Origin of the sequence: Streptomyces pseudovenezuelae, assembly GCF_001513955.1 — a bacterium.
GTDB lineage: Bacteria > Actinomycetota > Actinomycetes > Streptomycetales > Streptomycetaceae > Streptomyces > Streptomyces pseudovenezuelae.
The window spans coordinates 574,392-598,839 of sequence record NZ_KQ948147.1 but is presented as its reverse complement, the minus strand read 5'-3'; the positions used below and the strand labels follow the sequence as shown (position 1 = coordinate 598,839).

At 72.3% G+C, this 24,448-nt stretch carries 23 protein-coding genes; 10 read left to right on the top strand and 13 right to left on the bottom strand.

Going from position 1 to position 24,448, the window contains the following annotated elements; genetic code table 11:
• Positions 1 to 10 precede the first annotated feature (10 nt).
• Positions 11 to 652: an alpha-ketoglutarate-dependent dioxygenase AlkB family protein gene (locus AQI94_RS18965; RefSeq protein ID WP_062229830.1), complete on the bottom strand. Its 642-nt coding sequence runs from the start codon at positions 650 to 652 to the stop codon at positions 11 to 13.
• Positions 653 to 719: 67 nt separating this feature from the next.
• Here AQI94_RS18965 and AQI94_RS18960 point away from each other — a divergent pair, with 67 nt between their 5' ends.
• Together AQI94_RS18960 and AQI94_RS18955 are read left to right on the top strand one after the other, a co-directional pair.
• Entirely contained in the window at positions 720 to 1,862 is a 1,143-nt protein-coding gene (locus tag AQI94_RS18960; RefSeq protein WP_031047491.1) for a methyltransferase, read from the top strand.
• Positions 1,855 to 2,616, top strand: coding sequence for a class I SAM-dependent methyltransferase (locus AQI94_RS18955; protein WP_031047494.1), 762 nt, complete (start codon positions 1,855 to 1,857; stop codon positions 2,614 to 2,616). The genes AQI94_RS18960 and AQI94_RS18955 overlap by 8 nt, the downstream gene beginning before the upstream one ends.
• Here AQI94_RS18955 and AQI94_RS18950 read toward each other — a convergent pair.
• The gene (locus tag AQI94_RS18950; protein ID WP_031047497.1) at positions 2,594 to 3,445 is read right to left on the bottom strand and encodes a class II fructose-bisphosphate aldolase; all 852 of its coding nucleotides are present in this window, start codon (positions 3,443 to 3,445) and stop codon (positions 2,594 to 2,596) included. The genes AQI94_RS18955 and AQI94_RS18950 overlap by 23 nt on opposite strands.
• 8 nt (positions 3,446 to 3,453) lie before the next feature.
• Positions 3,454 to 4,338, bottom strand: coding sequence for an SIS domain-containing protein (locus AQI94_RS18945; RefSeq protein WP_031047500.1), 885 nt, complete (start codon positions 4,336 to 4,338; stop codon positions 3,454 to 3,456).
• A gap of 137 nt (positions 4,339 to 4,475) precedes the next feature.
• On the opposite strand from AQI94_RS18945, the gene AQI94_RS18940 reads away from it, so the two are divergent.
• The 3 genes from AQI94_RS18940 to AQI94_RS18930 all read left to right on the top strand — a co-directional run bounded on the left by AQI94_RS18940 (position 4,476) and on the right by AQI94_RS18930 (position 8,086).
• On the top strand, positions 4,476 to 5,255 hold the full coding sequence (locus AQI94_RS18940) for a DeoR/GlpR family DNA-binding transcription regulator (RefSeq protein WP_031047503.1): 780 nt from the start codon (positions 4,476 to 4,478) through the stop codon (positions 5,253 to 5,255).
• Between the two features lie 71 nt (positions 5,256 to 5,326).
• Positions 5,327 to 7,168: a glycoside hydrolase family 15 protein gene (locus AQI94_RS18935; RefSeq protein ID WP_031047506.1), complete on the top strand. Its 1,842-nt coding sequence runs from the start codon at positions 5,327 to 5,329 to the stop codon at positions 7,166 to 7,168.
• A gap of 42 nt (positions 7,169 to 7,210) precedes the next feature.
• Positions 7,211 to 8,086 (top strand): PhzF family phenazine biosynthesis isomerase, encoded by an 876-nt coding sequence (locus AQI94_RS18930; RefSeq protein WP_031047510.1) that lies wholly within the window; start codon positions 7,211 to 7,213, stop codon positions 8,084 to 8,086.
• Between the two features lie 3 nt (positions 8,087 to 8,089).
• Here AQI94_RS18930 and AQI94_RS18925 read toward each other — a convergent pair whose 3' ends face one another.
• Positions 8,090 to 9,061 carry a hypothetical protein gene (locus tag AQI94_RS18925; RefSeq protein ID WP_031047513.1) on the bottom strand — a complete coding sequence of 324 codons (972 nt, stop codon included), beginning with the start codon at positions 9,059 to 9,061 and terminating at the stop codon, positions 8,090 to 8,092.
• 159 nt (positions 9,062 to 9,220) lie between these two features.
• Here AQI94_RS18925 and AQI94_RS18920 point away from each other — a divergent pair, with 159 nt between their 5' ends.
• A complete protein-coding gene (locus tag AQI94_RS18920) occupies positions 9,221 to 11,476 on the top strand; it encodes a heavy metal translocating P-type ATPase (protein ID WP_031047515.1) in 2,256 nt (751 codons plus the stop codon).
• A gap of 86 nt (positions 11,477 to 11,562) precedes the next feature.
• Here the strand turns inward: AQI94_RS18920 and AQI94_RS18915 are convergent, their stop codons facing one another.
• The 9 genes from AQI94_RS18915 to AQI94_RS18875 all read right to left on the bottom strand — a co-directional run bounded on the left by AQI94_RS18915 (position 11,563) and on the right by AQI94_RS18875 (position 19,792).
• Positions 11,563 to 12,162 carry a hypothetical protein gene (locus tag AQI94_RS18915; RefSeq protein WP_031047518.1) on the bottom strand — a complete coding sequence of 200 codons (600 nt, stop codon included), beginning with the start codon at positions 12,160 to 12,162 and terminating at the stop codon, positions 11,563 to 11,565.
• Positions 12,159 to 13,019, bottom strand: a complete 861-nt coding sequence (locus tag AQI94_RS18910) for a carbohydrate ABC transporter permease (protein ID WP_031047521.1) — start codon at positions 13,017 to 13,019, stop codon at positions 12,159 to 12,161. Before AQI94_RS18910 ends, AQI94_RS18915 begins: the two co-directional genes overlap by 4 nt.
• A complete protein-coding gene (locus AQI94_RS18905) occupies positions 13,016 to 13,954 on the bottom strand; it encodes a carbohydrate ABC transporter permease (RefSeq protein ID WP_031047523.1) in 939 nt (312 codons plus the stop codon). Before AQI94_RS18905 ends, AQI94_RS18910 begins: the two co-directional genes overlap by 4 nt.
• The gene (locus AQI94_RS18900) at positions 13,951 to 15,234 is read right to left on the bottom strand and encodes an ABC transporter substrate-binding protein (RefSeq protein ID WP_031047526.1); all 1,284 of its coding nucleotides are present in this window, start codon (positions 15,232 to 15,234) and stop codon (positions 13,951 to 13,953) included. Before AQI94_RS18900 ends, AQI94_RS18905 begins: the two co-directional genes overlap by 4 nt.
• 72 nt (positions 15,235 to 15,306) lie before the next feature.
• Positions 15,307 to 16,071, bottom strand: coding sequence for a cupin domain-containing protein (locus AQI94_RS18895; protein WP_062229862.1), 765 nt, complete (start codon positions 16,069 to 16,071; stop codon positions 15,307 to 15,309).
• A gap of 68 nt (positions 16,072 to 16,139) precedes the next feature.
• Positions 16,140 to 17,066 carry a DUF6807 domain-containing protein gene (locus AQI94_RS18890; RefSeq protein ID WP_031049170.1) on the bottom strand — a complete coding sequence of 309 codons (927 nt, stop codon included), beginning with the start codon at positions 17,064 to 17,066 and terminating at the stop codon, positions 16,140 to 16,142.
• On the bottom strand, positions 17,063 to 18,175 hold the full coding sequence (locus AQI94_RS18885; protein WP_031049169.1) for a Gfo/Idh/MocA family protein: 1,113 nt from the start codon (positions 18,173 to 18,175) through the stop codon (positions 17,063 to 17,065). The genes AQI94_RS18890 and AQI94_RS18885 overlap by 4 nt, the downstream gene beginning before the upstream one ends.
• Positions 18,176 to 18,333: 158 nt before the next feature.
• The gene (locus tag AQI94_RS18880; protein WP_031049167.1) at positions 18,334 to 18,954 is read right to left on the bottom strand and encodes a TOPRIM nucleotidyl transferase/hydrolase domain-containing protein; all 621 of its coding nucleotides are present in this window, start codon (positions 18,952 to 18,954) and stop codon (positions 18,334 to 18,336) included.
• A gap of 52 nt (positions 18,955 to 19,006) precedes the next feature.
• Entirely contained in the window at positions 19,007 to 19,792 is a 786-nt protein-coding gene (locus tag AQI94_RS18875) for a class I SAM-dependent methyltransferase (RefSeq protein WP_031049165.1), read from the bottom strand.
• Between the two features lie 159 nt (positions 19,793 to 19,951).
• On the opposite strand from AQI94_RS18875, the gene AQI94_RS18870 reads away from it, so the two are divergent.
• The 4 genes from AQI94_RS18870 (at position 19,952) to AQI94_RS18855 (ending at position 24,421) form a co-directional block, all read left to right on the top strand.
• Positions 19,952 to 21,154 (top strand): sensor histidine kinase, encoded by a 1,203-nt coding sequence (locus AQI94_RS18870; protein WP_031049163.1) that lies wholly within the window; start codon positions 19,952 to 19,954, stop codon positions 21,152 to 21,154.
• Positions 21,155 to 21,156: 2 nt separating this feature from the next.
• Entirely contained in the window at positions 21,157 to 21,798 is a 642-nt protein-coding gene (locus tag AQI94_RS18865) for a response regulator (RefSeq protein ID WP_031049161.1), read from the top strand.
• A 160-nt stretch (positions 21,799 to 21,958) separates the two neighbouring features.
• Complete coding sequence (locus tag AQI94_RS18860; protein WP_031049160.1) at positions 21,959 to 23,098, top strand: GNAT family N-acetyltransferase; 1,140 nt, start codon at positions 21,959 to 21,961, stop codon at positions 23,096 to 23,098.
• Between the two features lie 93 nt (positions 23,099 to 23,191).
• Positions 23,192 to 24,421 carry a DegT/DnrJ/EryC1/StrS family aminotransferase gene (locus AQI94_RS18855; protein WP_031049158.1) on the top strand — a complete coding sequence of 410 codons (1,230 nt, stop codon included), beginning with the start codon at positions 23,192 to 23,194 and terminating at the stop codon, positions 24,419 to 24,421.
• Positions 24,422 to 24,448 lie beyond the last annotated feature (27 nt).

Genomic DNA, 24,448 nt, shown 5'->3' with positions numbered 1-24,448 from the left:
TCGGCCCGGTCTAGAGGCCGCTGACCCGCAGCGTGATGTTCAGCCGTCCCGTCAGCCCCAACTCGGGCGGCGCGGTGCCCGGATGCACCCGGGGCACCCCGTGGTACGCGAGCCGGGACGGGCCGCCGAACACGAACAGATCGCCGCTGCGCAGCTCGACGTCCGTGTACGGCCTGGTCCGGGTCTCGGGGTTGCCGAAGCGGAAGACACAGGTGTCGCCGAGGCTCAGGGAGACCACGGGTGCGTCCGACTTCTCGTCGCCGTCGCGGTGCATGCCCATGCGGGCGTCGCCGTCGTAGAAGTTGATCAGCGCGATGTCGTATCCGGAGGCGTCGGTGTCCAGGGCGTCCCGTACGGCTTCCCGGCCCAGCTCGCCCAGCCAGGACGGGAAGGGCTTCACGGGTGTCCCGTCGCCGTCGACGACCGTGCGGGCGTAGGCGTAGGGATACCAGTGCCAGCCCAGGCAGACCTGCCGTGCGGTCATCGTGCCGCCGCCCGGGGTGCGGACCGTGCGCAGTCCGGCCGGCGGGCGCGCCCAGTCCCGGCAGGCCGCCAGCAGCTCGCGCTGCCGCGCCGGAGCCAGCCAGTCCGGCACGTGCACCGCGCCCGGCGCGATGTCCGTACGGATTCTGGGGAACAGCTCGGCTTCCATGGGTTCCATCCTGCCCGAGGGGCCTGAGCTGCGGCTCCGATAGCCTGGGCGCACGATGGACGACCGAATGACGACCGCCTGGGGCGAACTCGCCCTCACCCGTTTCCCCGAGGACCCGCGCGACCGGCTGCGCGCCTGGGACGCCTCCGACGAGTATCTGCTCAGGCATCTGGCGGACGAGGGGGTCGCGCTGTCCGGCACCGTCGTCGTGGTCGGGGACCGCTGGGGCGCCCTGGTCACCGCGCTGGCGGCCCACCGGCCGGTGCAGATCACCGACTCCTTCCTCGGCCAGGAGGCGACCCGGGTCAACCTCGAACGCGCCGGCGTCGAACCCGGCAGCGTCCAGCTGCTCACCACCCAGGACCCGCCGCCCGACCGTGTCGACGTCCTGCTGGTGCGCGTGCCGAAGAGTCTGGCCCTGCTGGAGGACCAGCTCGGGCGGCTGGCACCCGCGGTGCACCGGGGCACGGTCGTGGTCGGCACCGGCATGGTGAAGGAGATCCACACCTCGACGCTCCGGCTGTTCGAGCGGATCCTCGGTCCGACCCGCACCTCGCTCGCCGAGAAGAAGGCCCGGCTGATCTTCTGCACACCGGAGCCGTCGCTCGTACGGCCCACGAATCCCTGGCCCTACGGCTACACGCTCCCGGACGGCATCGGTGCCGCCTCCGGGCGGGCCGTCGTCAACCACGCGGGCGTCTTCTGCGCGGACCGGCTCGACATCGGCACCCGGTTCTTCCTCCAGCACCTGCCGGACAGCCGCGGCGCCCAGCGGATCGTGGACCTGGGCTGCGGCAACGGCGTCGTCGGCACGGCGATGGCCCTCGCCAACCCGGAGGCCGAGGTGCTGTTCGTCGACGAGTCCTTCCCGGCCGTGGCGTCGGCGGAGGAGACGTACAAGGCGAACGGGGTGCAGGGGCACGCGGAGTTCCGGGTCGGGGACGGTCTGAGCGGGGTCCCGGCCGACAGCGTCGACCTCGTCCTCAACAACCCGCCGTTCCACTCCCACCAGGCCACCACCGACGCGACGGCCCGGCGGATGTTCACCGACGCGCGCAGGACGCTGCGGCCGGGCGGTGAGCTGTGGGTGGTCGGCAACCGGCACCTCGGGTACCACGTGACGCTGCGGAAGCTGTTCGGAAACAGCCAACTGGTGGCCAGTGACCCAAAGTTCGTGGTGCTCAAGGCGGTAAAAAGGTCGAGTGACTGACTCCTCGACGCGGGACTTCTACGACTCGCTGGCTCCGGACTACCACCGGATCTTCGCGGACTGGGACGCGAGCATGGCCCGCCAGGCGGCGGTGCTGGGCGCTCTCCTGGGGCCAGGTCCGCACCGGGTGCTGGACTGCTCGTGCGGGATCGGGACCCAGGCGATCGGACTGGCCCTGGCCGGGCACCGGGTCGTCGGCAGCGACCTCAGTCCCGTCGCGGCCACGCGCGCCGCAGCGGAGGCCACGGCACGCGGCGCCCGGCTGCCGACGGCCGCCGCGGACATGCGCCGGCTGCCGTTCGCGTCGTCCGTGTTCGACGTGGTCGTCTGCGCCGACAACTCCATGGCGCATCTGCTGACGGCCTCCGACGTGGCGGCCGCGCTGGCAGACATGCGGCGGGTGCTGCGGGAGGGGGGCCGGCTGCTGCTCACCCTCAGGGACTACGACGAGCTCCGCCGGACCAGGCCAGGGGCCGCTCCCCCGCAGGTCTCCGAGGGCTCCGACGGCCGGGTGATCACCTTCCAGCTGTGGCACTGGCACGAGGACGGCGAGCGCTACGACCAGGAGTACTTCCAGCTGAGGCCGGGCGGCGACGAGTGGGCCGTCCAGGTCCGCCGTACGACCTCCTGGGCGCTGACGCGTGCGCAGCTGACCCGGTTCGCGGGCGCGGCCGGTTTCGTCGACGTGCGCTGGCACGATCCGGCGTCCAGCGGGTTCTACCAGCCCGTCCTCACCGCCCGAGCAGCCGGATGATCCGCCGGGCCGCCTCGACCATGGCGTCCCGCCCGGCACTCAGGTACGTGCGCGAGTCCGCCGCCTCGGGGTGAGCGCTCAGGAACTCCCGGATGGCGCCGGTCATGGCGACGTTCAGCGCGGTGCCGACGTTGACCTTGGCGATGCCGCCCGCGACGGCCGCCGTGAGTTCCTCGTCGCGGACTCCGGAGGAGCCGTGCAGGACGAGGGGGACGTCCAGAGTGGTGGAGAGCCGTTTGAGGAGGTCGTGGTCGAGGGTGGCGGTGCGCTCGGTCATCGCGTGGGCGCTGCCGACGGCCACGGCGAGGGCGTCCACACCGGAGTCGGTGACGAAGGCGCGGGCCTCGGCGGGGTCGGTGCGGGCGCCGGGGGCGTGGGCGTCCAGCGGAGGCCGGCCCTGTTTTCCGCCCACCTCCCCCAACTCGGCCTCGATCCAGAGCTTTTGGGAGTGCGCCCAGTCGGCGGCGGCCCGGGTGGCGGCGAGGTTCTCGGCGTAGGGCAGGTGGGCCGCGTCGTACATCACGGAACCGAAGCCGGCGTCGGCCGCCTGGCGGAGCAGGTCGTCGCTCTGGACGTGGTCGAGGTGCAACGCCACGGGTACGGCGGCGCGTTCGGCCGCGGCGACGGCGGCGCGGGCCAGCGGGAGGAGGCGGCCGTGGCGGAACCTGACGGCGTTCTCGCTGACCTGGAGGACGACGGGCGCGTCCAGGGACTCGGCGGCGGCGACGACGGCCTCGACGTGTTCCAGGGTGATGACGTTGAAGGCGGCGACGGCGGAGCGGGCGGTGGCGGCCCGGGGGACGAGTTCGCCGGTGGTGGCCAGGGGCACGAGGTCTCCTAGGGGCGGGCGAGGATCACCGAGCGGGTGAGGTGGCGGGGCCGGTCAGGGTCGAGCCCGCGGGCCGCGGCGACGGCGACCGCGAGGCGCTGCACGCGGACCAGTTCGGCGAGCGGGTCCAGGGCGCCCGGCACCCACAGTCCGCCGGTCTGCCGCACCTGTTCGGCCAGTCCCTCGGGGGCCTCGCCGAGCATCCAGGTGGCGGTGCCGTGCGTGGTGATGCTGATGGGGCCGTGCCGGTACTCCATCGCCGGGTAGGCCTCGGTCCAGGCGAGCGAGGCCTCGCGCATCTTCAGTCCGGCCTCGTTGGCCAGTCCCACCGTCCAGCCACGGCCGAGGAAGCTGAACTGGGTGCACTCGACGAGGCCTTCGGGCAGGGGCGTCGAGAGAGCGGTGCGGGCGTCGGCCACCACGGCGTCGGTGTGCAGGCCCAGGTGGGCGCGGAGCAGGGTGAGCGCGGTGGTCGCGAACCGTGTCTGGACGACAGAGCGTTCGTCGGCGAAGTCGAGGACGACGACCTCGTCGGCGGCGGCCATGACGGGGGTGGCGGGGTCGGCGGTGATCGCGGTGGTGCGGGTGCGGCCCTTCAACTGCCCGAGAACATCGAGGACTTCGGTCGTCGTGCCGGAGCGGGTGAGGGCGACGACCCGGTCGTAGGAGCGGCCGTGCGCGAACTCCGACGCCGCGAAGGCGTCCGTCTCGCCCTGGCCGGCGCCCTCGCGCAGCGCCGCCACCGCCTGCGCCATGAAGTACGAGGTGCCGCAGCCGACGACGGCGACCCGCTCCCCGGCCGCCGGAAGCGCGTCGGCGTGGCGTGCGGCCTCCGCCGCCGCCCGGGTCCAGCACTCGGGCTGACTGGTCAGCTCGTCCTCGACATGGGTCATGCCGTACCTCTCCCCACTCCGTCTGATTTTTCTTGCAAGATATAGCCACCTTTCGAGCACAATCAAGCATTCGTAGGCAGGAGGGGTGCGCTAAGGTCGCCGGGAGACCGAGACACTGTCGGGGCCGGAGGGTGCGGATGTCGCGGGACGCCCGTTGGAAGGCGCTGCTGGAGCTGCTCGTCGAGCGGGGCCGGCTGGACGTCGAGGAGGCGGCCGCCGATCTGGAGGTCTCTGCCGCCACGATCCGCCGCGACCTCGACCAGCTGGCCGAGCAGCAGATGCTGGTGCGCACCCGGGGCGGGGCCGTCGTCCACGGGGTGTCCTACGAGCTGCCGCTGCGGTACAAGACGGCCCGCCACGCCTCCGAGAAGCAGCGCATCGCGAAGGCGGTCGGGGAGCTGATCTCGCCCGGTGAGGCGGTGGGGCTCACCGGCGGCACGACCACGACCGAGGTCGCGCGGGCGCTCGCGGTGCGCGGGGACCTCTCCAGCGGCTCCCCCGCGCTGACGATCGTCACCAACGCCCTCAACATCGCCAATGAGCTGGCCGTACGCCCCCAGTTCAAGATCGTGCTGACCGGCGGGGTCGCGCGCCCGCAGTCGTACGAGCTCGTCGGGCCGCTCGCGGACGGTGTGCTGAGCCAGATCACCCTCGATGTGGCGGTGCTCGGCGTCGTCGCCTTCGACGTGACGCACGGTGCCGCCGCCCACGACGAGGCGGAGGCCGCGATCAACCGGCTGCTGTGCGAGCGGGCCGAGCGGGTGGTGGTGGCCGCGGACTCCAGCAAGCTGGGGCAGCGGGCGTTCGCCCGGATCTGCGGGGTCGAGAAGATCGGCACGTTGGTCACGGACTCGGCGGTGGCCCCGGAGGCCGTCCGGCGGTTCGAGGAGGCGGGAGTGCGGGTTCTCAGGGCCTGAGGAGGGGTCGGGGTGCCGTTCCGGGGACACCCGCGGCCGATCCTGCCTAGGCTGATCCGCAGGAGGCCGCGATGAACGGATCAGTCAGGGACGACAGCGGATCGTCCGGGGACCACGGGGGCTACCTGCCGATCGCCGAGCACGGTCTGATCGGCGACCTGCGCAGTGTCGCGCTGGTCGGGACCGACGGCACGATCGACTGGTACTGCTGCCCGTCCTTCGACGCCCCGAGCGTCTTCGCCTCGATCCTGGACGCCGAACGCGGCGGCCGCTTCGAACTGGCGGCGACCGTGCCGGCGCGGACCAAGCAGTTCTACTTCCCCGACACCAACGTCCTGATCACCCGGTTCTACACCGAGGACGGCGTGGGCGAGGTCCAGGACTTCATGCCGGTCGACGGCGACACGGTGGAGACCGAGCGGCACCGGCTGATCCGGCGGGTGGTGTGCGTGCGCGGCTCGATCCCGTTCCGCACCCGCGTGGCACCGCGCTTCGACTACGGCGCCCAGCCGCACACCGTGCGCATGGTCGGGGACGTGGCGGTCTTCGAGTCCCCGAAGCTGTCGCTGGGTCTGACCGCGACCGTGCCACTGGAGACCGAGGGCCCGGACGCGCGGGCCGACTTCAAGCTCTCCGAGGGCGAGTCGGCGGTGTTCGCGCTGGACCAGGTCGGCGGCGAGGTGCCCCCGCGCCGATGCGCGCGCACCGAGGCCGAGGAGCAGTTCAACAGCACGGTCGCCTACTGGCGGCACTGGCTGTCCGCCTCCAAGTACCGGGGCCGCTGGCGGGAGATGGTGCACCGCTCCGCCCTCACTCTCAAGCTGCTCACCTACGCGCCCACCGGCGCGATCGTGGCCGCGCCGACCACCAGCCTGCCCGAGCAGCTCGGCGGCGAGCGCAACTGGGACTACCGGTACGTGTGGGTGCGGGACGCCGCCTTCTGCGTGTATGCGCTGCTGCGGCTCGGATTCACCAGCGAGGCCGAGCAGTTCATGGACTTCCTCATCCGGCACGTCAGCCCGGAGGGCCACGGCCCCTCGGGCCCGCTCCAGATCATGTACGGCATCGACGGCCGCACGGATCTGACGGAGCGTGAACTCGGCCATCTGGAGGGGCATCGGGGCTCGGCGCCGGTCCGGGTCGGCAACGCGGCCGCCGACCAGCTCCAACTCGACATCTACGGCGCCCTGATCGACTCGATCTACCTCTACGACAAGTGGGCCAAGCCGATCTCCAGCGGCCAGTGGGACGACGTGTGCACCCTCGTGGAGTGGGTGTGCGCGCACTGGGACCAGCCCGACGAGGGCATCTGGGAGACCCGCGGCGGCCGCAAGAACTTCCTGTACTCGCGGCTGATGTGCTGGGTGGCGATCGAGCGGGCGATCCGCATGGCCCACCGGCGCGGTCTGCCCGCCGACCTGAACCGCTGGCGGGAGTGCCGGGACACGATCTACCGGCGGATCATGGACCGCGGCTGGTCGGAGACCCGGCAGGCGTTCGTGCAGCACGAGGACGGCGATGTGCTCGACGCGGCCGTCCTGATGATGCCGCTGACCAAGTTCATCGCGCCGACCGACCCCAAGTGGCTGTCCACGCTGGACGCGCTGACCGAGGAGCTGGTGTCGGACTCCCTCGTCTACCGCTACGACCCGACGGCCAGCCCCGACGGACTGCGCGGCGACGAGGGCACCTTCTCGATCTGCTCGTTCTGGTACGTCGAGGCGATGGTGCACGCCGGGCGGATCGACGAGGCGCGCCTGGCCTTCGAGAAGATGCTCACCTACGCCAACCATCTGGGCCTGTACGCCGAGGAGATCAGCAACACCGGCGAGCAACAGGGCAACTTCCCGCAGGCGTTCACCCATCTCGCCCTGATCAGCGCGGCGTTCAACCTGGACCGCGCCCTGGGCTGAGGGCCCGGAATAGCCGCCGCCCGGTCCCACGTTGCCCTCAGCATGACGACGAACGCGCCGCGCCCCGAGGTCCTGCGATACACCGCCTTCTCCAGCGTTCCCGAGGGCGGCAACCCCGCCGGCGTGGTGCTGGACGCCTCCACCCTGGACGACGGGGACATGCTGGCCATCGCCGCCGAGCTCGGGTACTCCGAGTCCGCCTTCCTGACCGCGCCGCCCGAGGGTCTGGAGGGGCCGCGGGGACGGACGTTCACCATCCGTTACTTCAGCCCCAAGGCCGAGGTGCCGTTCTGCGGGCACGCCACCGTGGCGACCGCCGTCGCGCTGGCCGAGCGGATCGGACCCGGAGAGCTGGTGTTCGCCACCCCTGCCGGGACCGTGCCGGTGTCGGTGGCCGAGGAGGGCGGGACGGTCAGGGCCACGCTCACCAGCGTCGCGCCGCACGTCGAGGAGGTCTCCGACGCCGATCTCACGGAGGCGCTGGCGGCCCTCGACTGGCCGGCCACCGATCTCGACCCGGCGTTCCCGCCCAGGATCGCGTTCGCGGGTGCCCGCCATCTCGTCCTGGCGGCGGCGACCCGCGCGCGCCTGGCGGAGCTGGCGTACGACTTCGCGCGCCTCGAAGCCCTGATGCACCGGCTGGACCTGACCACGGTCCAGTTGGTGTGGCGGGAGTCCGCCACCGTCTTCCACGTCCGTGACCCGTTCCCCGTCGGCGGTGTCGTCGAGGACCCGGCGACCGGTGCCGCGGCCGCGGCCTTCGGTGCGTACGCCCGCGAACTCGGTCTCGTCCCCGAGGACGCCGTCCTCACCCTGCACCAGGGTGCGGACCTGGGCCGCCCCGGCGAGCTCACGGTGACCCTGCGCGCGGGCGACCCCCGGGTCCGGGTCGGGGGCGCGGGGGCTCGCATCGGCTGAGGGTCAGTGGCCGTGTCCGCCCGAGGACTCGTGGGGAGTCCCGTCCACGGGCGCGGCCGCCGATTCTCCGGTCCGGACCGTGAACGCGGCGGTGTGCACCGTGCCCTCGTGCTTGAAGTCGAGGAAGAGCCGGTAGGTGCCGCCGCTGGGCGCCGTGGCCGTGAAGGAGATGTCCGGGCCGGCCGCGGTGGTGCCGTCGCCTGGCTCGCCGTTCGGGTGGACGTGGAGGTAGGCGAGGTCGCCGGAGCGCAGGGCGACCAGGTGGCCGTAGGCGCCCAGGTAGGGCTGGAGGTCGGTGACCGGCCTGCCGCCCCGGGACACGGTCAGTTTCAGCTCGCGGGCGGCGCCGGGACGCAGGGCTCCGCCGAGCTTCACCTCGTAGCCGTCGGTCGTGGCGGTGGTGTCCGGCGCCGGCACCTTTCGGGGCGTGTAGGTGCCCGCCACGGCCAGGTCCGCGCCGAGGGTGAGGTTCTCGGCGCCCTTCCTGTCCGGGGTGAAGTCGGCGAAGACCCGGTAGTCGCCCGCCCCGGGCAGGGACACGGGGACGCTCCAGGTTCCGTCGGCGGCCCGGACGGGGTGCAGATGCCGGTAGGTGTTCAGGTCGCGTGAAGCGACGATGAGGTGGAGTTCCTTGTCGTGCTCCCGGCGGAAGGCGGTGACCGCGCGGCCGTCGTCGCCCCGGACGGCGAAGCGGAGGTCGGTGGTGCGTCCGGCCGCGAGGCGCGGGGTCCGCAGATCGAGGCGGTAGCCGTTCCCGGCGATCTGGAGACCGCCGGCCGGGGCCGTCCGGTGCCCCGAGTGTCCCGGTTCTCCCGGGTGCTCCTCCGACCCTGAGTCGCCGCCCTTGTGCGCGTCGTGACGGGCCGGCGGCTCGTCGTCGACGACGGGCCCCATGCCCTGGCCCACGCCGTAGGCGGTGCCGAACGTCGCGGCCAGTGCGGCGGCGAACGCGGTGATCTTCAGTCCTGTGTGCATGACCGGCTCCTCCAGCTCGACAGGGGTTTCCGATGCACTTCACGATACCCCTGGGGGGTATGAAGTCAACCTGCTGGCCCGCTTGCTCCAGGTACCCTCCAGGGGTATACAGGAGACAGCACGGAGCATACCCCCACCCGGTATCTAAGAGGAGCGTCGATGACCACCACCGCAGCGGCCGAGACCGAGCTCGCCATCGGCGGCATGACCTGCGCCTCGTGCGCGGCACGCATCGAGAAGAAGCTCAACCGGATGGACGGGGTCACCGCGACCGTCAACTACGCCACCGAGAAGGCCAAGGTCACCCACGCCGCGGAGGTGTCGGTCCAGGACCTCATAGCCACCGTGGAGAAGACCGGGTACACGGCCCGGGAACCGGCACCCCCGCAACCGTCGACCCCCGACGAAGGGGATGCCGACGAAGGAGATGCCGACGAACTGCGGTCCCTGCGTGAGCGGCTGGTGACCGCCGTCGTGCTGGCGGTACCCGTCGTCGCGATGGCGATGGTCCCCGCGCTGCAGTTCGAGTACTGGCAGTGGCTGTCGCTGACGCTGGCGGCGCCCGTGGTGACGTACGCCGGATGGCCCTTCCACAAGGCCGCCTTCACCAACGCCCGGCACGGGGCGGCGACCATGGACACGCTGATCTCGGTCGGTACGACGGCCGCTTTCGGCTGGTCGCTGTGGGCGCTGTTCCTCGGGACCGCCGGCACGCCTGGCATGAAGCACCCCTTCGAGCTGACGATCGCCCGCGGCGAGGGCACCGGGAACCTGTATCTGGAGGCCGCGGCCGGGGTCACCGCGTTCATCCTGGCCGGGCGGTACTTCGAGGCCCGCTCCAAGCGCAAGGCGGGCGCGGCCCTGAGGGCGCTGCTGGAGCTGGGCGCGAAGGACGTGACCGTGCTGCACGCGGGCGGTCGTGAACAGACCCTGCCCGTCGCGGACTTGAAGGTGGGCGACCGATTCCTCGTGCGCCCCGGCGAGAAGATCGCCACCGACGGGACCGTCGTCGAGGGCTCCTCGGCCGTGGACGCCTCGATGCTCACCGGTGAGTCCGTACCGGTCGAGGTCACCCCCGGCGACTCCGTCACCGGAGCCACTCTCAACGCGGGCGGACGGCTCGTCGTCGAGGCGACCCGGGTCGGCGCGGACACCCAACTCGCCAGGATGGCCAGGCTGGTCGAGGACGCGCAGAACGGCAAGGCGGCCGCGCAGCGGCTCGCGGACCGGATCTCCGCGGTGTTCGTGCCGGTGGTGATCGCACTCGCGCTCGGCACCCTGGGCTTCTGGCTCGGCAACGGCGCCGGTACGGCCGCCGCGTTCACCGCCGCCGTCGCCGTACTGATCATCGCCTGCCCGTGCGCGCTGGGCCTCGCCACGCCGACCGCGCTGCTGGTCGGAACCGGGCGCGGCGCGCAACTCGGCATCCTCATCAAGGGCCCTGAGGTCCTGGAGTCCACGCGCAGGGTCGACACCGTCGTCCTGGACAAGACCGGCACCGTGACCACCGGGCGGATGGCCCTGCTGGGCGTGCACACGGCCCCCGGCACCGACGAGGCCGAAGTCCTGCGTCTGGCGGGTGCTCTGGAGCACGCCTCGGAGCACCCGGTGGCCCGCGCGGTCGCCGACGGGGCGCTGGAGAAGCTGGGTTCACTGCCCACGCCCGAGGACTTCGCGAACGTTCCCGGGCTCGGCGTACAGGGAATCGTCGACGGCCACGCGGTCCTCGTCGGACGTGAGCGGCTGCTCGCCAAGTGGGCGATGGAGCTGCCCGAGGAGCTCCGGCAGAGGAAGGCCGCGGCGGAGTCGGCCGGTCGTACCGTGATCGCGGTCGCCTGGGACGGCGAGGCGCGGGCCGTGCTCGAAGTCGCCGACGCGGTCAAGGACACCAGCCGCGAGGCCATCACCCGGCTGCGCGCGCTCGGGCTCACCCCGGTCCTGCTCACCGGTGACAACCGGGCCGTGGCCGAGTCCGTGGCCCGGGAGGTCGGCATCGACCCCGGCCAGGTGATCGCCGAGGTGCTGCCGCAGGACAAGGTCGACGTGGTCAAGCGGCTCCAGGCGCAGGGCCGTTCGGTCGCGATGGTCGGTGACGGAGTCAACGACGCCGCCGCGCTGGCCCAGGCCGACCTGGGCCTGGCGATGGGCACGGGCACGGACGCCGCGATCGAGGCGGGCGACCTGACCCTGGTCCGGGGCGACCTGCGGGCCGCGGCGGACGCCATCCGGCTCGCCCGTCGGACCCTGGGCACGATCCGCTCCAACCTCTTCTGGGCCTTCGCCTACAACGTGGCCGCGCTGCCGCTCGCCGCGGCCGGGCTGCTCAACCCGATGCTGGCCGGTGCGGCGATGGCGTTCTCCTCGGTGTTCGTGGTCGGCAACTCGCTGCGGCTGCGGTCGTTCCGAGCGGCATGACCCGGCGGGGTCGTCCGGTGAGGAGGAGCAGCGGTGGGTGGAGCAGCCTGGGGCACCGGCACCGCGGGCCGCACCTGGTCCTCCCGTCAGGTCCGGGAGGTGACGGCCGGTCGGACGTCGACGGCGGTCAGGGCGAGCGCCAACGGTCCGGGCACCAGGAAGGCCAGCGGCACCAGCATCCAGGCGCACAGGGCGGCCGTGGCCACGGCGAGCAGCACCAGGACGCTGCCGCCGACGTCCTGTACGGCGTCACGGGCCGCCCTTCGCACGGCGGCCGGCCAGTCGGTGAGCGACTCGGGGCGGGCGCAGGCCCGCAGACCCACCACCAGGGCGGCCGTGCCGACCGCGGCGGCCACCACCGCGAACAGCGGTGCCCCCGGCAGCCCGGCCCCGGCGAGCGCGAGATCCGCCAGCAACAGCAGCGCCCCGGCCAGGGCGACGGCGCCCGCCGCCAGGTCGCCGTACCGCAGCCGTCGCCGTAGCGCCGCGAAGTACCGTCCGGCGGTGGCGGGCCGGCCCTCCCCGGCACCCCGCAGCACCGCGCACGCGGTCGACAGGGCTGCCGGGACCGTCACCACGGGCAGGCACACCACGGCTGTGGCCAGGCCGACGCTCAGCATGTCGGCGAACAGGGTCATCCGGGGGCCGAAGACCTCACCGGGTTCACGAGCCCGCAGCCCGCTCATCCCTTGAGTCCCGAGCTCGCCATGCCCTCCACCAGGAACCGCTGGAAGGCCAGGAAGAACAGCACGATCGGCAGCAGCGCGATCACCGACATCGCGAACATCGGACCGAACGCCGACTGGCTGGAGGCGTCCACGAACGACCTGAGGGCCAGCGTGAGCGTGAACTTGTCCGGGTCGAAGAGGTAGATGAGCTGGGTGAAGAAGTCGTTCCAGGTCCAGATGAAGGTGAAGATCGCCGTGGTGATCAGCGCGGGCCGGGTCAGCGGCAGCACGATCTGGAAGAAGCTGCGGAACGGACCGCAGCCGTCGATCCGGGCGGCCTCCTCCAGCTCCCGCGGCAGACCGCGCATGAACTGCACGATGAGGAAGACGAAGAACGCCTCCGTGGCCAGGAACTTGGGCAGGATCAGGGGCCAGTAGGTGTTCACCAGGCCGAGCTGGTTGAAGATGATGTACTGCGGGATCAGGATCGCGTGGTGCGGCAGCATGATCGTGGCGATCATGAAGGCGAACATCGGGCCACGGAAGCGGAAGCGCAGCCTTGCGAAGGCGTAGGCGGCCAGCGAGCAGCTGATGACGTTGCCGAGCACCGCGCCGCCCGCGATCAGCAGGGAGTTGGACAGCAGCCGCCAGACGGAGACGTCGTTGACGCCCTCGAAGGCGGTGCCGTAGTTCGACCACTCCAGGTGGCTGGGCAGGAGGTCGAGGCTCGCGATGACCTCGTCGGCGGGCTTGAGCGAGGTGGCCAGCAGCCAGGCCAGCGGGTACAGCATCACGAGCAGGGCGGCCAGACAGCCGAGGTGCAGGGCGACCCTGCTCCAGCGAACAGGCTTGCGGGCAAAGGCAGTTGTGGTCATCGGTCCCCCTCGGACGCGTAGAAGACCCAGGAACGCGAGGTGCGGAACAGCACCGCCGTGACGACGCCGATGACCAGCAGCAGCACCCAGGCCATGGCGGAGGCGTAACCCATGTGGGAGGCGACGAAGCCGCGGTCGTAGAGGTACATGGTGTAGACGAGCGTGGAGTCGGCCGGGCCGCCCTTGCCCGCGCTCACCGCGAACGCCGGTGTGAAGACCTGGAAGGCCTGGATCGTCTGCAGGACCAGGTTGAAGAAGAGCACCGGGGACAGCATGGGCACGGTGACGGACAGGAACTGCCGCCACCGGCCGGCACCGTCGACCGCCGCCGCCTCGTACAGCTCGGCGGGGATCTGCTGCAGACCCGCCAGGAAGATGACCATCGGCGCGCCGAACTGCCACACCGTCAGCAGCGCGACGGCCAGCAGCGACCAGCCCGGCTGGTTGACCCAGCCGCCGGTGCCGAGCAGATTGTCCACGGTGCCGCCGTCGTTGAAGACGGCACGCCAGACGAGCGCGATCGACATGGACGCGCCGAGCAGCGAGGGGGCGTAGAACGCGGACCGGTAGAAGGCCTTGCCGCGCTTCATGGACTTCAGGGCGAGCGCGACGACCAGGGCCAGCGCCAGTTGCAGGGGCACGGCTATGACGACGTACGTCACGGTCGTCAGGACCGACCGCCAGTACCGCGGGTCCTCGGTGAACATCTGGGTGTAGTTGCGCAGGCCCACCCAGTGGGGCGGGTCGAAGAGGTTGTAGTCGGTGAAGGACAGGTACAGCGAGACGGCCATCGGCAGCAGGGTGAGGACGCTCGCGCCGAGGACCCACGGGGAGAGGAACACCCAGGCGGCGCCCTCGCGTTCGCGTTGGGGGCGGCGTTTCGGGGTGGTGGCCTCGGCGCGCTCTCGCGCCGTCGGGATCGCGGTGGTGGTCATGACCTCAGCTCCGCCTTCGCCTCGGTGACGTAGTTCTCGGCCGCCTCGCGGGGCGTCATGCGCTCGTAGGACACCTGGTCGTAGTCGCGCTGGAAGGTGGTCTGCAGGGCGTTGTCGCCGGACGGCGGAGCCTGCGGCGGGTCCTTCAACTTGCCTTCCAGGGACGCCTGGTAGTCGGCGACCGTCTTGTCGAAGTCCTTCAGCAGGGGTGCGGTGTCCGTGCGGATGGTCTCGTTGACGGGGATGCCTCGGGTGACGCCGAGGATCTTCGCCGCCCCCGGGTCGTTGAGGAGGAAGTCGACGAGCTGGGCCGCTTCCTTCGCGTGGCCGGTGTGGGCGGAGACGCCGAGGAACATCGACGGCTTGAAGTACTGGCCGGGTGTGCCGTCGGAGCCGGACGGCATGGGGGCCAGCGCGATGCCCGTCGGGACGATCGCGAGATAACCGCTGGACGGGGCGTCCCAGTTGGTGTCGGAGACCGCCTTGCCACGGCCGAGCGGGGTGTTCTCCACGGAGCCGTCGAGCTGGGTGGTCTGCTCGGCCGGCGAGACGGCTCCCTCGCGCCGCAACCCGTCGGTGAAGGTCCACCACCGCGCGAGGTCGTCGGCGGTGAAGCCCAGTTCGCCGCTCCTCGTGTAGAGGGCCTTGCCCCGGCCGCGCAGCCAGACCTCGAAGGCGTCCTCGCTCTGGCCGGGGTCGGTGGCGCCCGGTTTCCCGGTCTTGTCGGCCAACTCCCGCACGGAGGAGGCCCATTGGGACCAGGTCCAACCCGCGCGCGGGAGCGGTACTCCGGAGTCCTTCCAGGTCTTGACGTCGTAGACGACGGTCTCGGTGCCCCGGCCCTGCGGGATCGCGTACTGGACGCCGTCCACGCGGCCGGTGGCGAGCAGCCCGGAGTCGATCCCGGCGGTGCGCAGCACGGTCTTCTGCTTCGCCAGGTCGAGCAGGACCCCGCCCGAGGCGTACTGGTCGATCTGGCGGTAGTCCAGCTGCATCACGTCGGGTGCGTCGCCGCCCGAGGCCTGGACGGCGAGCTTCTGCTTGTAGGCGTCGTATCCCGAGAACGACGTCTGCACGGATATGTCGGGGTGCTGTTTCTCGAACAGGGCGACGGTCTTCTCGGTGCGCTCCGCGCGGTCGGGGTTGCCCCACCACGTGTAGCGCAGCACGGCCTTGCCGCCGCCGACCGATTCCCCGGATCCCCCGCAACCGGCCGCCAGCGCGCAGAGCGCGAGTGCGACGGCCGAAGCGCAGAACCCCTTTGTCCTGTGTCCGGGCATGCCGAGGTCACCTCATCCCTTCCTCGGACTTTCTACGGCCCCCCTCGGAACTCCCCCCCTGGGCGAACGGTTTTACTCGCCGCCGTACGGCAGTGTCGTGCCCGGCAGGTTGTACTCGTCGCGTCTGCCACACATCCCGAAGCCGCCCAGCCGGGTCGGCTCGGCCTCGTACGCGGTCGCCTCGTCCAGATACGCGGGCGCGCCGGACGCCAGCGCGTCGAGCTGGGCGCCGGTGCGCTCGGCGGTGGCCAGTGCCCCGGCCTGCCACAGCTCGCGCCAGTGGGGCACCTTGTCCCGCACCAGGCGGGCCGCGGCCCGCTGGAACTCCAGGTACGGGCCGGTGTCGCCGGCGGCCAGGGCCTCGCGCAGCACGAGGTAGCCCTCGACGGCGAGGTCCCTGCGGCGCCGGGCGGCGGCGGCCGTCTCCGGCCCGGTGCCGGGCGGCAGCTGGGCCGCGGCGGCGTACCGGTCGGGGTCGGCGAGCACCTCCGGCGGGAAGGTGAAGACGGCGTCCCCGGCCTCGGGCAGGCCGCTGTTCTGCATCAGCACGGTGATGCGCAGGTCGCCGCCCTGGACCATGCGGTGCACGGTGCCCGGGGTGAACCAGGCGATCGCGCCGGGCTCCAGGGGGATCTCGCGGCAGCCGTCCGGGCTCAGGGTCTGGACGGCGCCCCGGCCGCCGGTGACGACGTACGCCTCGGTGCACACCAGGTGCAGGTGCGGGCTGCCGCCGCACACGCCGTCGGCGGCCTCCCAGTCGTAGGCGCTGAGGTGGGAGAGCCCGACGGCCCCGGGCAGCGGGTGCGGCAACGCGGGCCTCCCGACAGCGCCGGGCAGCGGCTGCGGCAGCGCGGACCCGCCGACGGCAACTTTCCGTTCCGGTTCGCCCTGACCCTGGCCGCCGCTCACCACGCCAGCCCCTTCAGGTGCTCACCCACCCGTTCGGAGTCCCACGCGCCGTCGGCGACGACCAGCCGGTAGCGGTACTCGAAGGACTCCCCCGGCGGCAGCTCGAACTCCTCGAAGAACGCCCAGGAGAACGCGACCGTCGGGAAGGGCTGGGAACGCACGAACCAGTGCGACTCGTGGATCGCGGTGCCCGCGTCGAGGTTCTCGGGGGCGTGCGCGAAGACGAGCGTGGAGTGGGCGTCCACGTCGTCGTGCTCGGTGGTGAAGGCGAGCCAGGGGCTCTGGCTGCCCATGAGCTTGTCGGCGTCGCCGTCGGTGTCCGGGGCGAAGACGGTCCCGCCGGTGAAGTCGCGGGGGCCGCGCCACTGGAGCCCGGTGTAACCGGCCATGTCACGGCCCGCGGTGGTGGGGGAACCGAAGGCGAGGGGCTCGGCACGCAGATTGGTGAGCCGGATCGACCAGTCGAGCGCCCAGGAGCCGGCGGCCTCGTCGACCGAGTGGACGGCCAGACCCCGCTCCTCTCGGGCCCACTCCGCGCCGCCGTTCTCCACCCAGGTCAGCGCCTCGGTGACGTCGAGGCGGGCCTCGGAGACGGTGAACGCGGTGAATCCGTCGTGCCGCATTGAGCCGACGCGCTCCGGCAGGGGCAGGTAACCCCGGCCGTGCACATAGCAGTTGCCGCCCCAGAAGTTCTGCCCGGACAGATGGCTCGCCGTCATCTGCAGGCCCTTGTGCCAGCGGTGGTCGTTGGGACGGTAGCCGGTCACCGTGCGGCCGCCGAGGGTGCGCACCGGGTGGGCGTAGGGCTTCTGGGCCTCGAAGGCCTCGGGGTCGGGTCGGTAGACGTAGCGGAGGATCTCCGTGCCGTTCGCCGCCTCGACGGCGATGTGCTCGCCGTGGACGTGGCTGACGCGGATGCTCATGCGCGCTCCTTGGGGGCCCAGTGGGGGTGGTCTCCGTGCATGGCCGGGTAGAAGGGGTCGCCCGGCGCGATCTCGCCCGCGTGCACGGGCTGCCCGGTGAACGCGGACTTGTAGAGCGCGGCGGCGAACTCGAGGGTGGCCCGCGCGTCGGCGCCGCTGCCGGGAGGCCTGACACCGTTGTCGTACGCGTCGAGGAGCGCGCCGAGCTGGGCCGAGTGCGAACTGGGCACGTCCGCGGCGGGGGTGCGCCAGGCGTCGACGCGGTCGGTGGCCACGTGGGGGGCCGGCGTGTAGGTCCAGTCCTCGTTGCGGTGCCCGTACAGATGGGTGAGTTCGACCGTCGCGTCGGCGCAGTCGATGCGGATGCGGCTCACCTCGTCGGGGGACAGCACGCTGTTGACGACGGTGGCGAGGGCACCGTTCTCGAACCGGACGAGGGCCGTGGAGACGTCCTCGCTCTCGGTGTCGTGGACCAGCCGGGCGGCCATGGCGCGGATCTCCGTCCACGGGCCGAGCAGGAGCAGCAGGAGGTCGTACTGGTGGATGCCGTGGCCCATGGTCGGGCCGCCGCCCTCACTGGCCCAGGTCCCGCGCCACGGTACGGCGTAGTAGGCGGCGTCGCGGTGCCAGGTGGTCTGGCAGTGCGCGACCCGGGGGGCGCCCAGCTCGCCGCCGGCGATGAGCTCGCGCGCGTGGACGGCGCCGGAGCCGTAGCGGTGCTGGAAGACCACGGAGGCGTAGGCGCCGGACGCCTCCTCGGCCGCGGCGATCTCGTCGTACTCGGCGAGCGACAGGGTCAGCGGCTTCTCGCACAGCACCCAGGCGCCCGCCTTGAGGGCGGCCACCGTCTGCTCCCGGTGCAGCGACGGCGGGGTGCCGATGAGGACCAGGTCGGGGCGTACGGCGTCCAGCATCGCGGCCATCGAGGTGTACCCGGCGATCTCGCCGCCCGCGAGCTCGCGGAAGGCGTCGAGTCTGCCCTGGTCCACGTCGACGGCGGCGACCAGTTCCGTGCGCTCGGCGTGGGCCCTGAGCGCGGACAGATGGCTGCCGCTGACGATGGCGCCGGTGCCGACCACGGCGACGCGGCGGCGGGCTGGACGGGGCATACGGTCCTCCTGGGACGTCCGGCAAGGGGACGCTGACGTGCGGGGAAAGCGCTTGCTCTCCCGGGGACGACCCTAGATGCCCGGCGATTGTCCTAACAAGACCCCGGGCGGTGATATCGGTGAACACGCCACGCACACCGTTCGTCCACGCGCGTGACTCAGGAGAGCGCGGCGAACAGATCGTCGAGCGGGGCGGGCACCCGGTCCGGGGCGAGCGCCTCGACGAGGACGCGGCCGTAGTGGATCTTGCGCCCCTTCTTCGTGCCGAGGAAGCGCCGCAGCTGCTGGTGGGCGGTGCGGCCTCGCTGGGCGGGCTGGGACAGGAAGGTCCGCAGGGGCCGCAGGTCGCCCTCCTCGCGCACGAGCTCCTGCACGCGTGGCACACCGAGCGCGCGGATGAGTTCGTCCTCCAGGTCCGCCGCGCAGACGAAGTAGCCGTCCGGCGCCGCGCCGGCCCGCTCCCAGCCTCGGGCGTAGAAGGGCTGCTCCCGCTCGTCGCACAGTCCCGTCAGGCGCAGGCCCAGGCCGGACGGGCCGAGCAGGCCCGCGTAGCGACCCACGCTCATCGCGCCGCCCATCGCCAGGACGCAGAGTCCCTCGGCCGCCAGGTCGCGGCCCCGGCTCGCGGCCAGCGCGTCGACGGCCGCCACGTCGCTCGGACCTTCCAGCAGGACCACCGTCCGGACGGACACTTGTGCGGCCAGTTCGCGGGCCCGGTCGCCGGGGCCTCCGGCCGCCCACGCCGTGACCGCGTCCCGGAACTCCCCCATGTCAGCCATGGGACGAGTCTGTGCCCTCACCGGCCCGGACGGTAGGCAATTTCCCCCGGGCTCACCCGCTCGCCTCCCCGTGCGTCACCCGGATCTTGGACTGGCCGTGCGGGAGTTCCTCCCAGTCGTCCATGAAACGGGCACGCAGCCCGTGCTTGCCGGCCAGGTCCACGAGCGTCTCGACGCGGTAGTAGAAGTCCTCCCGCAGCACATGGTGTTCCTCGCCCTCGGTGCGGTCGAAGGTGAAGTCGAACCAGCCTCCCGGGGCGAGGACCCGGCCGACGTGGGCCAGGCACTCCTCGATCACCGGCAGCGGCGAGTGCGAGAAGACGCTGTGCGCGTGGACGACGTCGAAGTGGGCGTCTGGCAGGAAGCGCAGGGTCAGGTCGCGCACCGGGGTGAGGCTCGGCAGCCGCTTCTGGAGGGACATCTCGACGATCGTGTCCTGTGCGGCGAGGAGGATGTCGGGCGAGATGTCGATCCCGTGGTAGTTGCCCGGCTCCAGGTGGCGGATGAAGCGCCAGCCGCCGCGCAGGTTGCCGCAGCCGATCTCCAGCATGCGGTGCCCGGGGCGCAGGCCGTGGCCGAGAAGGTAGTCGAACTGCATCGCGCCGAGCGCCAGCCAGCGCTCGCGGTTGCGGCTGCCGACGGCCAGGTCCGGGTCGGTGCGGGTGTCGGAGCGCATCACGGCGCGGTAGTAGGAGATGTGGTCCGGGTGGCGGCGGCGCAGCCACAGGTCGCGGGCGGCGCGGACCACATGGCGGGGCACACGGTCGGGGTGGCGCAGGGCGTAGCCGACGCGGTGGCCCAGGGCGGCGCGGTTGGCGGTGAGGTTCTTGGCGGGCATCGGAGGCCTTTCGGAGGTCTTCGCTCTGCTGCCAAGCCTCGACGCGGCGGCCTGGGCTCCGGCTCCGCCAACGGGCTCGCGTCCCGGGGAGGTTCGGGCGAGCGCCGGGTCAGCCGATCGGTTGATGCGGTGGCGCGTCCGGCACGTTAGACACGGAGCATGAACCACACCGATCCGGACGAGCGCTGGCTGGGCGCGATCGTGCACGGCGCGTTCTTCCTGCTGCTCGGCTCGTCGTTCGCCCGCTTCCTGAGCCGCGACCAGGGCGGGTCGCGCACCGGCTGGGTGGTGGCGCTGTTCGCCTGCTTCTGTCTGCTCCACGTCCTCGGGCTTCTGCTGGCCCCGCCGCCCCGCCCGGGACTGCCGCCCACCCGGCGCCATCTGGTCTGGCTGGGCTCGGTCACCGCGGTCTGGGTCGTCCTGCTCGTGCTCGCGCCGAGTGCCACCTGGTGTGTGATGCCCCTGTTGTTCGCGGGCCTGCACGCGCTGCCGCCGAGGATCGCGGTGCCGGCGGCGGCCGTGCTCACCGCGCTGGTCGTGCTCTCGGAGATACGGGTCGCGGAGGGGCCGCTCAACCCGAACATGGTCGTGGCCCCGCCGGCCGTCGCCGCGGTCGCCACCGCCGTACTGGTGCATCTGCAGCGGCAGGGCGCCCGGCAGCGCGTGCTGATCGAGGACCTGGTGCGCACCCGCCACGAACTCGCCGCCACCGAGCGGCGGGCGGGTGTCCTGGCCGAGCGGCAGCGGCTGTCCGCGGAGATCCACGACACCCTCGCCCAGGAGTTGTCCAGCCAGCGGATGCTGCTCCAGGCCGCCGAGCGGGTGTGGTCGACCGACCGGGGCGCGGCCCGCGATCATGTGCGGGCGGCGGCCGAGATCGCCTCGCGCGGCCTCGCCGAGGCCCGGCGCTTCGTGCACGACCTGGCCCCGGCCGACCTCGCGGAGCGTTCCCTCGCCAAGGCCCTCGGCGAACTCGCCCGGCGGGCGGGCGGCCCCGGGCTGACCGTGGAGTTCAGGCTCGACGGGGAACAGGGACCGCTGCCGGAGCGGGTCGCGGCGGCGCTGCTGCGGATCGCCCAGGGCGCGCTGGCCAACGTCCGGGAGCACGCGGCGGCGACTCGGGCCGCGCTCACGCTGACCTGGCTGGACGACCAGGTCTCGCTGGACATCGCCGACAACGGCCGGGGGTTCGAGCAGCCCGCGCCGCGGGCCGTCCCGTCGTCCACGCGTGGGCACGGGCTTCCCGCCATGCGGATCCGGGCCCGCCAGGTGGGCGGCACGCTCACCGTGGAGTCCACCCCGGGAGAGGGCACCGTGGTGTCGGCCGCCGTCCCGCTCGTCGTCAAGGAGCCCGCCCTGTGAGCATGTTGCCGCCCTCCTCCCCCGTCCGGCTCCTGCTCTGCGACGACCATGCCGTCGTACGCGCCGGGCTGCGCGCCCTGCTGTCCAGCGCGGACGGCATCGACGTGGTCGGGGAGGCGGCGACCGGGGAGGAGGCGCTGGCCATGGCGGCCCATCTGAACCCGGACGTCGTACTGATGGATCTGCAGCTCGACGGTGGCATGGACGGGGTGACCGCCACCCGGCAGCTGACCGCGCGGGGCGAGCGGGGTCCTCGGGTGCTGGTGCTCACCATGTTCGACACCGACGCCGACATCACCCGTGCCATCGAGGCGGGTGCCATCGGGTATCTCCTCAAGGCGGAACAGCCCGAGGAGCTGTTCTCGGCCATCCGGGACGCGGCGTCGGGCCGCGGCGCGCTGTCCGCCCCGGTGGCCGACCGACTGCTGAACCGGCTGCGCAGCCCGCGCCCCGCCCTGTCCGCCCGCGAGCACGAGATCCTCGCGCAACTCGCCCGCGGCCTCGGCAACCGGGAGATCGCCCGGGCCCTGTTCATCAGCGAGGCGACGGTCAAGACCCACCTGGGACGCATCTACGGCAAGTTGGGCGTCGAGACCCGGGCGGGCGCGGTGGCCGTGGCCAAGGAACGGCGGCTGCTGCCGTGATGGACGGTGGGAACCAGGGGCGTCCGATCCGCACTCTTCCGTTACGGCAGGCACCCTTGACAGCATGCGTACTGTTTGGCGACGTTTGGTCCTTGCCGACATTTCGATCGGCGGGACGCGGACGCCGCGTCGTGGGGGGAATTGGGGGGAACGGTCGCCCATGCGATCCATGAGCAGTGACACGGACATAACGATCCACAGACCCGAAGAGCTCGACGCCTCGCTCCGCAAGGCCTGGCACCGGGCCATGGACGAGTCGCCCCACTACGCCAACCCGTTCCTGGCACCGGAGTTCGCGGCCGGGATCGACCGACACCGCGGCGGCGCCCGGGTGGCGGTCCTGCACCAGCACGGCGAGGCCGTGGGCTTCCTCCCGTACGAACGCGGCTCCTTCGGTGTCGGCCGGGCCATCGGGCTCGGACTGTCCGACTGCCAGGGCCTGGTGCACCTGCCCGGGGTCGCCTGGGACACCCGGGCGCTGCTGACGGCGTGCCGGCTCTCGGTGTTCGAGTTCGATCACCTGGTCGAGGAGCAGAGACCCTTCGCCCCCTATGTCACGGGCACGTTCGCCTCCCCGGTGATCGATCTGAAGGTGGGCAGCGACAGTTACCCGGAATGGCTGCGCGGCGCGTACCCCGGGATCGCCAAGACGACCCTCAAGAAGGAGCGCCGGCTCACCCGCGACCTGGGGGAGATGCGGTTCGTGTTCGACGAGCGCGACCCGACGGCGCTGCGCACGCTGATGCGGTGGAAGTCCGCCCAGTACCGCAGGACGGGCCGGATGGACCGGTTCGCGCGGCCGTGGATCGTGCGTCTGGTGGAGGACCTCTTCCAGGTCCGCGAGGAGCACTTCACCGGGCTCCTCTCGGTGGTGTACGCGGGTGACCGGCCGGTGGCCGCCCACTTCGGGCCGACCTCGCGCACGGTGTTCGCCCCCTGGTTCACCGCGTACGACCCGGAGCTGCGCTACTACTCCCCCGGACTGATCATGCACCTGCGGATGGCCGAGGCCGCGGGCCGGCGGGGGGCCCGGCTCATGGACATGGGGCGAGGTGACAAGGAGTGGAAGGACTGGCTCAAGACCCGTGAGCTGCGCGTGGCGGAAGGATTCGCCACCCGTCCCCACCCGGTCGCGACGGCCCACCGTCTGTGGCGGCGGCCGGTGCGCGGGCTGCGCAACACGGTGAACGCCCACCCCTCCCTGCGCGAGCCCGCCGACCGACTCCTGAAGACCGTCGGCACCCTGCGCACCTCGGCGCTCGGCCCGGACTCCGACCGGGCGGTACCGCCGGCGAGCTGACACGAGCCCGCTCCCCGGTTTCCGCAGGGGGGCGGACTCCTGCGCGTGTCCTCCTCCACGGCCCTTTCCGGCCCGTCGACACAAGGGGTACCGATGCCGTACGGCTCGCGGCTGGCCGCGACGATGACCCGGCGACTGGGACGCGAATGCGTCTACACGCCCTCCGCCCGGCTGGCCTTGTACCTGGCGCTCCGGCGCTGGTGCCGGCCGGGCGCACGGGTGCTGATGTCCCCGGTGAACGACGACGTGATCCTGTTCGTGGTCCTCGCGGCCGGACTGCGCCCCGTGACGGCTCCGGTGTCCGTGTGGGACGGCAACATCGACCCGGCCGCGGTGCCGGAGTCGACCTGGCGCGACGTGGACGCGGTGCTGACCACCAACCTGTACGGCGTGCCCGACCGGGTGCTCGAACTGCGGCGCCGCTGCGAGCAGTTGGGGATCCCGTTGTTCGAGGACGCGGCGCACGCGATCGGCAGCCATGTGGACGGGCAGCCGGTCGGGACCTTCGGCAGGGCGGCGGCCTTCAGCCTGTCCAAGCACGCGGCGGGAATGGCGGGCGGCTTCCTCGCCGTCGAGGACGCGCGCACGCGCCGGGAGCTGGAGTTGCTGCGGGACGACCTGCTGACCCCCGGCCGGCTGCGCGAGGACCTCACCACCACCCTGCGCCCGCTGGCCCGGTCCGCCGTCCGGTCCCTCCACCTGGTGCGCCCGGTGTGGCGGACCATGGAGCGCCTCGGGCTCATGGAGCGCGACGCGTTCCGGATGGCACTGCACGCGCCGCGGCTCGCCGCCTCCGCCCGGGAGGCCCCGAGCCTGACCGCCTACGAGCGCTGGGTCCGCGTGGATCTGCACGGCTACCGTTCCCGGCACGGCGCCCTGGTCCGCGGCCAGCTGGCGCTGCGGATGGCCCGGCTCGACGATGACCTGGTCCGGCGCAGGGCCGGGGTCGCCCTGCTGGCGGGCAACCCGTGGGCTTCGCCGGCGCTGCGCGACCGTACGGCGCACGACGGTCCCCTCCCGCTGTTCCGGGTACCGCTCCTGGTCCACGACCGCGACGCCCTCGTCCAGCGGCTGGTGCGGCACGACGTGGTCTGCGGCTACCTCTACGACCCGCCGCTGGACGACTACGCGGGGGCGGAGTTCGTCGAGCCCTCCCCGGATCCGGCGCCCGCCCGCTGGTTCGCCGCGCACGTGCTCCCGGCCGATCCCCTGCTGGCCCGCAGGATCGTGGCCGCGTTCGCGAAGGAGCGGGTGGCCGACGCGCACCCCGCGTTGCTGCGCCCGGTGCCGGACGCCACACCGCCCCGGATGCTGGGGCAGTGAACTGCGACACCCCGACGATCGATCAAA

Bases quoted from the DNA above. Each gene is read 5' to 3' on its own strand.
- AQI94_RS18905 (WP_031047523.1), bottom strand. From the start codon at position 13,954: ATGACCACCACCGCGATCCCGACGGCGCGAGAGCGCGCCGAGGCCACC.
- AQI94_RS18925 (WP_031047513.1), bottom strand. From the start codon at position 9,061: ATGCACACAGGACTGAAGATCACCGCGTTCGCCGCCGCACTGGCCGCG.
- AQI94_RS18900 (WP_031047526.1), bottom strand. From the start codon at position 15,234: ATGCCCGGACACAGGACAAAGGGGTTCTGCGCTTCGGCCGTCGCACTC.
- AQI94_RS18915 (WP_031047518.1), bottom strand. From the start codon at position 12,162: ATGAGCGGGCTGCGGGCTCGTGAACCCGGTGAGGTCTTCGGCCCCCGG.
- AQI94_RS18960 (WP_031047491.1), top strand. From the start codon at position 720: ATGACGACCGCCTGGGGCGAACTCGCCCTCACCCGTTTCCCCGAGGAC.
- AQI94_RS18875 (WP_031049165.1), bottom strand. From the start codon at position 19,792: ATGCCCGCCAAGAACCTCACCGCCAACCGCGCCGCCCTGGGCCACCGC.
- AQI94_RS18860 (WP_031049160.1), top strand. From the start codon at position 21,959: ATGCGATCCATGAGCAGTGACACGGACATAACGATCCACAGACCCGAA.
- AQI94_RS18865 (WP_031049161.1), top strand. From the start codon at position 21,157: ATGTTGCCGCCCTCCTCCCCCGTCCGGCTCCTGCTCTGCGACGACCAT.
- AQI94_RS18945 (WP_031047500.1), bottom strand. From the start codon at position 4,338: ATGACCCATGTCGAGGACGAGCTGACCAGTCAGCCCGAGTGCTGGACC.
- AQI94_RS18935 (WP_031047506.1), top strand. From the start codon at position 5,327: ATGAACGGATCAGTCAGGGACGACAGCGGATCGTCCGGGGACCACGGG.
- AQI94_RS18940 (WP_031047503.1), top strand. From the start codon at position 4,476: ATGTCGCGGGACGCCCGTTGGAAGGCGCTGCTGGAGCTGCTCGTCGAG.
- AQI94_RS18910 (WP_031047521.1), bottom strand. From the start codon at position 13,019: ATGACCACAACTGCCTTTGCCCGCAAGCCTGTTCGCTGGAGCAGGGTC.
- AQI94_RS18890 (WP_031049170.1), bottom strand. From the start codon at position 17,066: ATGAGCATCCGCGTCAGCCACGTCCACGGCGAGCACATCGCCGTCGAG.
- AQI94_RS18870 (WP_031049163.1), top strand. From the start codon at position 19,952: ATGAACCACACCGATCCGGACGAGCGCTGGCTGGGCGCGATCGTGCAC.
- AQI94_RS18885 (WP_031049169.1), bottom strand. From the start codon at position 18,175: ATGCCCCGTCCAGCCCGCCGCCGCGTCGCCGTGGTCGGCACCGGCGCC.
- AQI94_RS18855 (WP_031049158.1), top strand. From the start codon at position 23,192: ATGCCGTACGGCTCGCGGCTGGCCGCGACGATGACCCGGCGACTGGGA.
- AQI94_RS18880 (WP_031049167.1), bottom strand. From the start codon at position 18,954: ATGGCTGACATGGGGGAGTTCCGGGACGCGGTCACGGCGTGGGCGGCC.
- AQI94_RS18930 (WP_031047510.1), top strand. From the start codon at position 7,211: ATGACGACGAACGCGCCGCGCCCCGAGGTCCTGCGATACACCGCCTTC.
- AQI94_RS18920 (WP_031047515.1), top strand. From the start codon at position 9,221: ATGACCACCACCGCAGCGGCCGAGACCGAGCTCGCCATCGGCGGCATG.
- AQI94_RS18965 (WP_062229830.1), bottom strand. From the start codon at position 652: ATGGAAGCCGAGCTGTTCCCCAGAATCCGTACGGACATCGCGCCGGGC.